This is a genomic window from Flavobacterium procerum, assembly GCF_042431625.1.
Lineage (GTDB): Bacteria > Bacteroidota > Bacteroidia > Flavobacteriales > Flavobacteriaceae > Flavobacterium > Flavobacterium procerum.
The window spans coordinates 636,225-649,099 of the sequence record NZ_JBHLYW010000009.1 but is presented as its reverse complement, the minus strand read 5'-3'; the positions used below and the strand labels follow the sequence as shown (position 1 = coordinate 649,099).

The 12,875-nt window shown below is 34.1% G+C and carries 8 protein-coding genes; 7 read left to right on the top strand and 1 reads right to left on the bottom strand.

Annotated elements, in window-relative coordinates:
- Positions 1–9: 9 nt before the first annotated feature.
- From uxaC to ACFFLS_RS13870, 5 genes are all read left to right on the top strand, one after another.
- The gene (uxaC, locus tag ACFFLS_RS13890; RefSeq protein WP_379682186.1) at positions 10–1,410 is read left to right on the top strand and encodes a glucuronate isomerase; all 1,401 of its coding nucleotides are present in this window, start codon (positions 10–12) and stop codon (positions 1,408–1,410) included.
- A 201-nt stretch (positions 1,411–1,611) separates the two neighbouring features.
- The gene (locus ACFFLS_RS13885) at positions 1,612–2,634 is read left to right on the top strand and encodes a PfkB family carbohydrate kinase (protein WP_379682185.1); all 1,023 of its coding nucleotides are present in this window, start codon (positions 1,612–1,614) and stop codon (positions 2,632–2,634) included.
- A 10-nt stretch (positions 2,635–2,644) separates the two neighbouring features.
- Entirely contained in the window at positions 2,645–3,316 is a 672-nt protein-coding gene (locus ACFFLS_RS13880) for a bifunctional 4-hydroxy-2-oxoglutarate aldolase/2-dehydro-3-deoxy-phosphogluconate aldolase (RefSeq protein WP_379682184.1), read from the top strand.
- 212 nt (positions 3,317–3,528) lie between these two features.
- The gene (locus tag ACFFLS_RS13875; protein ID WP_379682183.1) at positions 3,529–4,974 is read left to right on the top strand and encodes a tagaturonate reductase; all 1,446 of its coding nucleotides are present in this window, start codon (positions 3,529–3,531) and stop codon (positions 4,972–4,974) included.
- Positions 4,975–5,163: 189 nt separating this feature from the next.
- Positions 5,164–6,786 (top strand): UxaA family hydrolase, encoded by a 1,623-nt coding sequence (locus ACFFLS_RS13870; protein ID WP_379682182.1) that lies wholly within the window; start codon positions 5,164–5,166, stop codon positions 6,784–6,786.
- Between the two features lie 161 nt (positions 6,787–6,947).
- On the opposite strand, the gene ACFFLS_RS13865 is transcribed toward ACFFLS_RS13870, so the two are convergent.
- On the bottom strand, positions 6,948–7,976 hold the full coding sequence (locus tag ACFFLS_RS13865; RefSeq protein WP_379682181.1) for a LacI family DNA-binding transcriptional regulator: 1,029 nt from the start codon (positions 7,974–7,976) through the stop codon (positions 6,948–6,950).
- Positions 7,977–8,263: 287 nt separating this feature from the next.
- Here ACFFLS_RS13865 and ACFFLS_RS13860 point away from each other — a divergent pair, with 287 nt between their 5' ends.
- Positions 8,264–9,703 carry a glycoside hydrolase family 28 protein gene (locus tag ACFFLS_RS13860; protein WP_379682180.1) on the top strand — a complete coding sequence of 480 codons (1,440 nt, stop codon included), beginning with the start codon at positions 8,264–8,266 and terminating at the stop codon, positions 9,701–9,703.
- Positions 9,704–9,822: 119 nt separating this feature from the next.
- Positions 9,823–12,870: a SusC/RagA family TonB-linked outer membrane protein gene (locus ACFFLS_RS13855; RefSeq protein ID WP_379682179.1), complete on the top strand. Its 3,048-nt coding sequence runs from the start codon at positions 9,823–9,825 to the stop codon at positions 12,868–12,870.
- Positions 12,871–12,875: the final 5 nt, after the last annotated feature.

Genomic DNA, 12,875 nt, shown 5'->3' with positions numbered 1-12,875 from the left:
TAAAAAGACATGAGCCAGACATTCATAAACGATAATTTTTTATTAGAAAATAAATATGCTGAAGAGTTATACCACAATTACTCTAAAAATCAGCCAATTATTGATTACCATAATCACTTAAATCCGCAGTTTATTGCCGAAGACAAAATCTTCGACAATATTACACAAGTTTGGATCAATGGTGATCACTACAAATGGCGTGCAATGCGTACTTTAGGAATCAACGAGCAGTTTGTAACAGGAAATGGATCGGATAAAGATAAATTCTTAAACTGGGCAAAAACAGTTCCGTACTCCATGCGTAATCCATTATACCACTGGACACATTTAGAGTTGGCTCGTTATTTTGATATTTATGATTTGTTGAATGAAAAGTCAGCTGAAAAAATCTATCTTGAAACTTCAGAAAAGATAAATTCTCAGGCTTATAGCACTCAAAACCTTCTTAAAAAAGTAAACGCTGAATTAGTTTGTACTACAGAAGATCCAATTGATTCTTTAGAATTTCACCAAAAATTCGCAAACAACTCAACTGGAATCAAGATGAGTACGGCTTTCAGACCTGATAAAGCCATCTTAATTGCTAATGATGGTTATAATGCATATCTGGACACATTAGGGGATGTGTCCGGAGTTGCAATTAATACTTATGCTGATTTATTGACAGCATTAAGAAAAAGAATCGAATTCTTTAATGCAAACGGATGTAAATTAAGTGACCACGGTTTGGATCAGATTTACTTCGAAAGCTTTACAGAAAGCGAAATCAACGCTATTTTCAAAAAGAAAAGAGAAAATGGAGAATTGTCTCCAGAAGAAGCGCTAAAATTCCAAAGTGCCGTTTTGATTTTCTTATGCGAAACGTATCACGAGTTTGGATGGGTACAGCAGTTTCACTTAGGTGCGTTGCGTAACAACAATGCACGTATGCACAGAATCTTAGGCCCAGATACAGGATGGGATTCTATAGGAGATTATCCGCAAGCACAAAAATTGTCTGGCTTTTTAAATGCTTTAGACAGTAAAGATAAATTGACTAAAACTATTATTTATAACTTGAATCCTGCCGATAACGAAGTTATGGCAACTATGATTGGAAACTTTAACGACGGAAGCGTTCGCGGAAAAGTACAATTTGGATCAGGATGGTGGTTCTTAGATCAAAAAGATGGAATGACTAAACAATTGAATGCGCTTTCAAACATGGGCTTGATTAGCTGTTTTGTTGGAATGTTGACAGATTCAAGAAGTTTCTTATCATTCCCAAGACACGAATATTTCAGACGTATTTTATGTAATCTTCTTGGAGATGAAATCAAAAGAGGAGAATTGCCAAATGATATGGAATGGATTGGAAAATTGGTTTCTGATATTTCATACAACAACGCAAAAGAATATTTCAAATTTTAATTTTTTTTAACCATTAAGAGATTAAGAAAATTAAGTTTTTGAGCTTAAATTAATTTTAAAATAAAAAGATAATGAAGCAGAAATGCTTAATAAACTTAAATTTTGAAGTATAGAATTTAAAAAAAGGTTTAAGCTTAATTTTCTTAATCTCTTAATGGTGAAATGAAAAATACCTCAAGGGTAAAATATAAAAAAGATAGTATGAGTAGAGTAGTTGCATTTGGAGAAATCATGCTTCGTCTTTCGACGGAGAGACATTTACGTTTTTCACAATCTACGGCATTTGGTGCTACATATGGTGGAGGAGAATTTAACGTATGTGTTTCATTAGCAAATTATGGTGTAAATGCTGAATTTGTTACGAGATTACCTGAAAATGAAATCGGTTTTTCTGCATTAAGAGAAATGAGAAAAATGAATGTCGAATCTAAAAACATTGTTTATGGAGGAGAGCGTTTAGGAATCTATTTCTTAGAAACTGGTGCAGGGACACGTGGCAGTAATGTTGTGTATGATCGTGCGCACAGTGCTATGTCAACGATACAAAAAGGTCAGATTGACTGGGAAAAAGTTTTGGAAGGCGCTGAGTGGTTTCATTGGAGCGGTATTACGCCTGCAATTTCTCAAAGTGCTGCAGAAGCTTGTTTAGAAGCTATTCAGACAGCTCATAAATTAGGAATTAAAATTTCGTGCGATTTAAATTATAGATCAAAACTTTGGCAGTATGGCAAAACTCCAAGCGAAGTAATGCCAGAGATGCTTAAATACAGCAATATAATTTTAGGAGATATTGATACTGCCTATTTTATGCTTGGAATTCCTAAGGTAAATCCAAATTATCAGGATGAAAAAACACTTCCAGCTGTTTATAATAAGTTGTTTGAATTGATTCCGAATCTTAAAATTGCTGCGACGACACTTCGTTATTCTGTAAGTGCTTCTCATCAAAGAATTGGTGGAATTTTATATGACGGAAAAGCAATTTATAGTGCAACTGTAAAAGAAGTAACGCCAGTTGTAGATAGAGTTGGAAGTGGTGACGCTTTTATGGGCGGATTGATTTACGGTTTATTAGAATATCAGAATAATAATCAGAGAGCTTTAGATTTTGCTGTAGCGGCTTGTTGCTTAAAACATACTATTGCTGGAGATTATAATTTAGTTACATTAAAAGAAGTTGAAAATATGATTGATGGTGATGGTTCTGCATTAGTATCAAGATAAATAGAGAAAAATGGCAAAATATTCAAGAATAGAAGTAGCTGCTCAAATGAAAGAAAACGGAATGGTTCCGTTGTTTTTTCATTCAGATATAGAAGTCAGCAAGAAAGTTTTAAAAGCATGTTATGACGGAGGTTCCAGATTAATGGAATTTACTAGCAGAGGTGATTTTGCCCATGAAGTTTTCGGGGCTTTAAATAAATATGCTTTAGCAGAACTTCCAGGAATGATGTTGGGTGTAGGATCTATTACAGATGCAGCTTCGGCTTCTTTGTATATGAGTTTAGGTGCAAATTTTATTGTCACACCTGTTTTTAGAGAAGATATTGCAATTGCTTGTAACCGCAGAAAAGTACTTTGGTCTCCTGGTTGCGGTACTTTGACAGAAATTGCAAGAGCTGAAGAATTAGGATGTGAAATCGTAAAATTATTTCCTGCGGATATTTATGGACCAGAATTTATTAAAGCAATAAAGGGACCATGCCCATGGACAAACATTATGCCTACTGGAGGTGTTTATCCAACTGTTGAAAGTTTAAGCTCATGGCTCAATGCGGGTGCAACTTGCGTTGGGTTAGGGTCGCAGCTTATTTCGAAAGATCTTTTAGACAGTAAAGATTTTGACGGACTGACCAAAAAAGTGAGTGAGGTTCTTGATATAATTAAAGACATTAGAAAAAAATAAATAAGGAGTAATCATGCCAACTCCTTATTTAGATACGTTTTTTTTAGATTTTAGAGATTGTAATTGAACATTGCGCTTGAGTAATTAAGCTTGTCACTCCTCACAGCAGGTTTTGTTTTAAGTGTGATGTTTCTTTTACAATTTAGAAAACAAAGTAGAAAAATAAGGTTTATAGTGGTTATTTGTAACGCTTTACAAGAAGAAAATTTAAAATGAAAAAATTAAATAGAATAAATACGGGATTAGAAAAGTTACAGCCAATTAAGGTGGTTCAGTTTGGAGAAGGCAACTTTTTAAGAGCCTTTGTTGATTATGCTTTTTACAGACTAAATAAAGAAGTTGATTTTAATGCTGGTATTGCAATAGTTCAACCTTTGAAAGACGGTATGGTAAATATGATTAATGATCAGGACGGTCTTTATACCTTGTTTATGAACGGAATCAAAAAAGGTGAAAAGATACAAGATATTGAGTTAATTGATAATATCGTAAAAACTGTAAACCCATATACTGAATTTGCAAATTATTTAGCTTTAGCTAAAGAAGAAGAACTTCAGTTTATTGTTTCTAATACTACAGAAGCTGGAATTGAATTTATTGAAAGTGATACTCCAGAGATGCAGCCACCAGTGTCATTTCCTGCAAAATTGACGGTTTTATTATATGAAAGATTTAAACATTTTAATGGAGATGCTTCTAAAGGAGTTACAATAATTCCTTGTGAATTAATTGATTATAACTCTGAGACGCTTAAAAAATATATTTTACAATATGTTGATTTGTGGAAATTAGAAGATACATTTAAAATTTGGGTATCAGATGCTTGTACATATCATAGTACTTTGGTTGACAGAATTGTTCCTGGATATCCAAGAGCTGAAATTGAAGAATACAATAGTAAATTAGATTATCAGGACAATTTAATTGTTGCGGCTGAACCTTTTTTCCTTTGGGCTATTGAAGGTGGAGATGATTTAAAAGCAAAATTGCCTTTTCACAAGACAGATTTGAATGTAAAAATCGTTGATGATATACGTCCTTTTAAAATGATTAAAGTTCGTATTTTAAACGGTGCGCATACGGCAATGGTTCCTTTTTCACTTTTGCATGGTAATAAATTAGTAATGGAAACTGTTAACGGAGATTTTACTGGAAAATTTGTAAATAGTGTCATTAGTGAAATTAGTGAAACTCTTGATATGGACAAAAATGAAATTACGGCCTATTCTGAGGAAGTAATGGATCGATTTAAAAATCCATTTATCAAACATGCACTTGCTGATATTGCATTAAATTCTGTGTCGAAATTCAAAGTAAGAGTTTTGCCTAGTTTATTAGGATATGTTAATGCTAATAAAAAACTACCTGTTAATTTGACGTTTTCATTTGCGAGTTTAATTCGTTTCTACAAAGGAAATTGGAATGGTCAAAGTTTACCGGTTAAAGACAGTGAAGATATTACAGCATTCTTCAACGGACTTTGGAAGTCTGATGACTATGAGAAAATTGCTCGTTTAACATTGCAAAATAAAGGTTTCTGGGATGTGGATTTAACTGAAATTCCAGGATTAACTAGAGCGATTACAATTGCTTTAGAAGAAATAGATTCAAGCGGAATTGAAGCTGGCTTTGTTAAGTTTCAAGAAAGAATAAAATAATAAAGTAAAATCTAATTTGATCTGCTGAAATCTTTTAAAATCTGTGTGAAATATTTTTTGCTCATCGATTTTTTCACACAGATTTATGCAGATTTAAATCTAAGATGTTGAGAAAAATTGTATCATTTCAATTTTACTCAACTATTTAAAATAAAAGAAAAACAAAAAAAACAAAGACAAAGGTTGATTATGGCAGCGCAGAAAAAATTAATTAAAGTTCACCCTACTGATAATGTTGCAGTAGCTTTGGTGAATCTTACAGCAGGCGAAGTAATTGATTTTGAAGGAGAATCAATTACTGTTGAGTCTGATGTAAAAATGAAACATAAGATTGCAATGGTTCCTTTTAATGTAGGAGACAGAATCATTATGTATGGTGTATTGGTAGGTAAAGCGAGTGCAAGAATCGAAAAAGGAGGATTGCTTTCTACTGCCAATGTTAAGCACGAAAGTGACAAAGTAACCGGCAAAACTGAAACGATTGGCTGGTCTGCACCAAATGTTGATAAATGGAAAGACAGAACGTGGCAGGGCTATCACAGAGAAGATGGACAGGTTGGAACAGAAAATGTATGGTTGTTTTTTCCATTAGTATTCTGTGAAAACAGAAACATCGAAATCTTGAAAGATATTTTTGAGAAAGAGTTGATGAAGCCTAAAGAAAACGATTATCAATTGTTACTTCGTTCTTTAGTGAAGTCAGAAACGGGAGGTGCTGGAAATGAGGCTGCTTCTAACGATGCTAATTTGTTTAACAATATTGAAGTTAAATTTATTACACATCAAGGTGGGTGCGGTGGAATTCGTCAGGATTCTCATAGCTTGGCTAAACTTTTAGCTGGTTATGTAAACAATCCAAACGTTGCTGGTGCGACTGTGTTAAGCTTAGGATGTCAGAATCTTCAGATTCAGATTTTCAAAGATGCATTAGATGCAATTAATCCAAATAGTAAAAAGCCTGTTTTGATTTACGATCAGCAATCTATCGGAACGATTGAAACGATGTTGAGTAGTGTTGTAAAAGATACTTTTGAAGCTATTAAAAAGGCAAATGAAATTAAGAGAGAACCAGCACCATTATCTAAACTAAGAATTGGTTTAGAGTGCGGTGGATCTGATGGATTCTCTGGAATTTCTGCTAATCCAACTTTAGGAGTGTTGTCTGATAAGTTGGCTGCATTAGGAGGAACAACGATTCTTTCTGAGTTTCCTGAATTATGTGGTGTAGAGCAAGAATTAGTAAACCGTTGTGTGGATGACGAGGATGGAAAGCGTTTCTTGGATTTGATGAAATGGTACGAAAAAACAGTTGTTGACGCTGGTTCAGGATTTGACATGAATCCTTCTCCTGGAAACATTAAAGACGGTTTGATTACTGATGCTATGAAATCTGCAGGAGCTGCTAAAAAAGGTGGGACATCTCCAATTGCAGGTGTTTATGATTACGGTGAGTATATTAACGAGCCAGGATTAACATTGCTATGCACGCCAGGAAACGATGTTGAGTGCACAACCGCAATGGTAGGGTCAGGAGCTAATATGGTATTGTTTACAACAGGTTTAGGAACTCCTACAGGAAATCCAATTGCACCTGTAGTTAAAATATCTTCTAACTCAGAATTAGCGGCAAAGATGTCTGATATTATCGATATTGACACTGGTGGAATTATCAAAGGTGAAAAATCTATCGAAGAAATGGCTGATGAAATGCTTGAAACTATTATCGATATCGCTAGTGGGACTGTAAAAACTAAAGCAGCAATATTAAATCAAAATGATTTTATTCCTTGGAAAAGAGGAGTTTCACTTTAGTCTCTTAGTAGAGAGTTACAAAGTGACAAAAGTTTGTAAAGAGACGCACAGTGCGTCTCTTTTTTTTTCTAATAGAGAAAGCTTCAACGGAGTCAAATAACTTTTTTCAACAAAAAAAGCTCACTATGAATGAGCTTATTTATCTTAATAGGTGAAAACAATTAAAAGATTGTTCGCGTAGAAGATTTGCGGATATGCAATTCTGGTGCAAGCACGACCTTTTTTTCAATTTTAATAGTATCGGTTTTGTCAACTTGTTCTAAGAAAACTCGGGCAGACATTCTTCCCATTTCAAGCGGTGACTGATCGACAGAAGTGATTGAAAGTTCCATGAATTTGGTAAAAGGTTCGTTACTGAATCCTGCTACACAAAATTCCTTTGGAATACTAATATTTCTGGATTGAAGCTCTTTAATTGCTCCTAAAGCAGCAAAATCACTTGAAGAAAAAATGGCATCGGGTGGTGTTTCTAAATCTAATAATATTTCAACAGCTTCTTTTCCTGCATCTACAGAACTTTTAGAGTAAATAACGTATTCTTCTTTAAAAGGGATTCCGTTATCCAGTAAAGCCTGTTTGTATCCTAAAAAACGATTTTTAAAAATTTCAAGTGATTGATCTCCGGACAAATGTGCAATGCATTTACAACCTTCATCAATTAAATGTTTGGTAGTCATGTAGCCACCTTTAAAATCGTTAATGGTAACAGAGCTTACTCCTTCGATATGTTTGCTTCGGTCAAAGAAGATTAAAGGCACATTTTTTTGGAGAACATTTCTAAAGGCACTGTCATTTTCATTAGATACATCAGTCACAGACATCATAATTCCGTCAACCTGAGCATCTACCAAAGTATGAAGGTTTTCATTTTCCCTTTTTGTGCTTTCATGAGTCTGACATATAATCACTTGGTAACCATGAGGATAAAGTTCTTCTTCTATTCCCCTGATAACCGATGCGAAAAAGTTGCTGTCTACACGTGGCACTATAACACCTATATTATTGCTTCTGCCGCTTTTTAATGCCAATGCCAGCTTGTTTTGCTTGTAATTCATAGAAGCGGCAGTCTTTAACACTAAATCACGGGTGCTCTCTTTTATTTTAGGATTATTATTTAATGCTCTAGAAACAGTAGCAGCAGTGATATTTAATTTTTCGGCAATATCGTAAATGGTTACTTTTTCGCTCATTAAAAATGGTTTTTCAGATTATTTTTAGACAAAAATACATTTTTTTTCATAACTCAATATAAATTGTTATCGATTACCAAAGGCTTTTCTTAAAACGATTTCAGTTCTACAATGATAATAAATTATATGTTTTTTTGCATTAAATGTAATTATTTTTTGCAATAAAAATTAAATATACATTTTTTTTCTAAATAAATTTGGTGTGTCAGAACAAATTTCCTATTTTCGTGTAATCGATTACATAATTTATGACGTTTTTGGTCGTAAATGATAAAAAACACTCCGCAATGATCCAGAATAAGCTTATTAGATTGAAATGTATTGTGTCTTTAACCGCTGCCGCCTTGATGGTTATGTCTTGCGCGCAAAAGACATCTTCTGGTTCTTCTAGTAATCCATGGAAAGAAATGGATTTAGTTGTAAAAACTCTTCCAAAGACAAACTTTCAAGATAAGAATTATAATATCAATGATTTTGGAGCTGTTGCAGATGGAAAAACGTTAAATACGGAGGCATTTCAAAAAGCAATAAAACAATGCGCTGCTAATGGAGGTGGTAAAGTAATTGTTCCGAATGGAAAATATCTAACAGGTTCTATTCATTTAGAAAGTAATGTTAATCTTCATTTAGAAGATAATGCAGAAATTCTTTTTAGTATCAATCCTAAAGATTATCCGATTGTTCATACTTCTTGGGAAGGAACAGAATTAATGAACTACTCGCCCTTAATTTATGCTAAAAACAAGACTAATGTTGCTGTTACAGGTAAAGGAACTTTAAATGGACAAGCAAACAATACAAACTGGTGGATTTGGTCTGGAGCTAAAAGTTATGGTTGGAAAAAAGGAGTTCCATCTCAGAATGACCCAACAAATCGTGAAGTTTTAGTAGATATGGCTGAGAGAGGAATTCCAGTATCAGAAAGAATTTTTGGTGAGGGAAGATACCTTCGTCCAAATTTTATTGAATTTATGGATTGCAATACGGTTTTGGTAAAAGACATCAAAGTCATAAATTCTCCTTTTTGGATTCTGCATCCTATCAGAACCAATAATATGATCATTGATGGAGTAAGAGTAAACAGTCATGGACCAAATAATGACGGATGTGATCCTGAATACTCTCAAAATGTTTTAATCAAAAATTGCACTTTCAATACAGGTGATGACTGTATTGCTATCAAAGCCGGCCGAGATGCTGACGGAAGAAGAGTAGCGATTCCAAGCAAAAATATTATCGTACAAAACTGCAAAATGATTGACGGACACGGTGGTGTGGTAATTGGCAGCGAAATATCAGCAGGAGTAAACAATGTTTTTGTAGAAAACTGTGTTATGGACAGTCCGAATCTGGATCGCGCCATTCGAATTAAAACCAATTCAAGAAGAGGCGGAATCATTGAGAATATATATGTAAGAAATCTCGAAGTGGGAACTGTAAAAGAATGTGTTTTAAAATTAAACATGTTTTACAATGTCTACGGTTCGCAAACTGGAAATTTTATCCCAGTGATCAGAAATGTAAGTCTGGAAAATGTAACTGTTAAGAATGGCGGAAAATACAGCGTTTGGGCAGAGGGATATAAAGAATCTCCAGTAGAAAACATTACACTTAAAAATGTAAAAATTCAAAAGGTAGATTCTGTCTATTTATTAAAAAATGTAAAAAATATAAACTTTATAAACACCTATATCAATGAAAAGAAAGTAGAAACCATTAAAAACTAAACAACTATCAATTTAACTAAACAAGTAACCACATTATGAGTATTAAACAATTATTGCAGAAAAATATAAAATGCAGACTTGCGTTTTTATTTTTCGTGAATTTGCTGTTTTGCAACAATATGAGTGCACAGTCAAATACAATTGAAGGAAAAATTACAGATGCTTCGGGACTATCGTTACCGGGTGTTAATATCCAAGAAAAAGGAACAAAAAACGGAAGTTCGACAGATTTTGAAGGAAGTTTCAAAATTAACGTCACAAATCCTAAAGCTATTTTAATTATCAGCTATTTAGGCTTTCAAACGCAGGAAGTAAGTGTGGCTGGAAAAACAAAAATCAATGTAAGTCTTGCAGAACAATCTAATTCATTAAACGAAGTCGTAGTTGTAGGATATGGTTCGGTTAAGAAGACCGATCTTACCGGTTCTGTAAGTACAATTAGCGCTGCAACAATAACCGAAAGAAATACAGTAAATCCTCTTGAAGCAATTCAAGGAAGCACACCTGGGGTGCAAATATCATCTTCGTCTGGACGTGCTGGTGATGGATTTAAAGTAGTTATTCGTGGAAACAATTCATTAATTGCTGATTCGAACAATCCTAGTGTAGTAGGATCTTCTCCGCTATATGTAGTAGATGGAGTTCCAATGGACGGAATTGATTTCCTAAACCCGCAAGATATTGCTAGAATGGACGTTTTAAAAGATGCTTCTTCTGCAGCTATTTATGGTTCGAGAGGTTCAAATGGGGTTATCATTGTAACAACAAAAAGCGGTACAAGTGCAAAAGCAGGTATTAGTGTTACGTTTGATACTTCTTACGGAAACAAAAGCGCAACAAGATTACCAAAAATGATGACCGGAGAAGAATGGTGGAAATTCCATCAGGTGGCTTACATGAGTGCTACGCCTCAGACACAAACTCCAGCTCAATTGGCAACTTTAGCAGGAAATCAGAGTCCATTATTGGTTTCTCGTGCTAATAGTGGTTACAATTTTAATTGGTATGATGCTGTGTTGAAATCAGGAATGACCGAGAATAATTATTTAAACATTACAGGACGTTCTGAATCTGGTTTGAGCTACAACTTAGGATTTGGTATTCAAAGCGACAGAGGTTTAATTGATAATGATTCAACAGATAAATACTCTTTTAAATTAGGATTAAATCACAAAATAAACGATAAATTTTCAACAGGTGTTAATGTTACAATTGCCAGATTAGACAATCAGTTAGGAAGTGATCTAGCTATGCAGGATGCCTTCAGATTGAGTCCATTAATGTCTCCATGGGCTATTGATGCAGCCGGAAATGAAAAGGTCGGAACTTTATTTTTTCTACCTGGTAAATTGACTTACCCTGATGGTTCATGGGCGATTAATAAAACATCAACGGTAAATCCTTTAATGGAAATTGCCAATTCTTCTCAAACTGAAAAAACATGGCAGACAGTTGGTAATGCTTATTTCCAGTATCAGGCTTTAAAATGGCTTTCGTTCAAAACCACTTTTGCTGCAGGTATTATGGATACAAAAAATTCAAAAGCCTATACTGCACAAACCAATGCAGGTGTAACATTAAACGGAAAAAACGCTGCAACACTTGAAAATTTCAACAATTTCAATTATACATGGGACAATCAAGTTGATATCAAACATACTTTTAATGAAGTACATGATTTTAGTTTGTTGTTGTTACAGAGTTTATACTCAAATGTTGATGAATTTTCTTCTCTTTACTCTAATAATCAACCTTTTGATGTAGGAACTGATAATATGGGATCTGGTGTTCAAACGAGTTATGTTGTAAAATCATCTTACGCAAAAAACACTTTAAATTCATATGCTGTTCGTTTAAACTATGGTTATAAAGATAAGTACTTAGTAACAGCGTCAACAAGATGGGATGGTTCTTCAGTATTATCAAAAGGAAATAAATGGCAGAGCTTCCCTTCTGTAGCTTTAGGTTGGAAAATCAGTAAAGAATCTTTCTTACAAAATAGTTCAGTGGTTTCTGATTTAAAACTTCGTGCCAGTTTAGGTTACACAGGAAATGACAACGTTGCTCCTTATACTTCTCAGGCATTGTTAAACCAACAGACATTTTATGCAGCTGGTGCTAATGTGGTTACTGGATGGCAGTCAGAAAATTTAGCAAATCCTGATTTGACTTGGGAAAAAACAAGAGAATACAATTTAGGTCTTGATTTTGGATTCTTAAAAAATAGAATTTCTGGTAGTATCGATGTTTACGACAGATTATCAGATGACTTGATTTACAAACAACAGTTACCAGCAGAATCTGGATGGAAAAATACTTTTGCCAATGTTGGATCTGTAAGCAACAAAGGGGTCGAAGTATTATTGACTACAAAAAATATAAAAAGCGCGAAAGTAAACTGGGAAACTACTTTTACTTTTACTAAAAACGTAAACAAATTAGAGTCTATTTACAATCAGGATAAAGTAAGTGATATAGGTAACAAATTAATACTTGGAGCTCCGTTAAACCCTAATTATAATTATGTGTATGATGGAGTTTGGCAGGAAAGCGAAGCGGCTCAGGCAGCATCTTACGGAATGGCTCCTGGACAAGCAAGACCAAAAGATCTAAATGGAGACGGTAAATTTAACCAAGATGATAGAACTGTTATTGGAAATCCAAATCCGGAATGGCAAGGAAGTTTGTATTCTAAATTAACTGTAGGCCAGTTTGATTTTAATTTCTCAGTTTTAACAAGCCAAGGGCAAACAGTATTAAGTACATTTCACCAAAACTTTGCTGATGTAAGCGATAGAGGGCGCCAAAAATTAGCAATGGATTATTTTATTCCAACAAACGGTACAGGTATAGAAGCAAACGCTAATAATACGAATCCAAGACCAGGACCTGTAGCAACTGGAGCCGGGGCATATTGGACTTCATTATTTGGATACTACAGAGACGCTTCATATGTAAAAATCAAAAATATATCTTTAGGATACACATTAGATTCAGAATTGTTAAAAAGATTGAAAATCACTAATTTAAGGATTTATGTGAATGTTTTGGACCCATTTGTATTTACTAAATTTGATGGTTACGATCCAGAATGGGCAGGTTCGCCATTTGGAGTAAACCGTCCGGCATCAGTAACTACGCAATTGGGATTAAGTGTTAAATTTTAATAAAG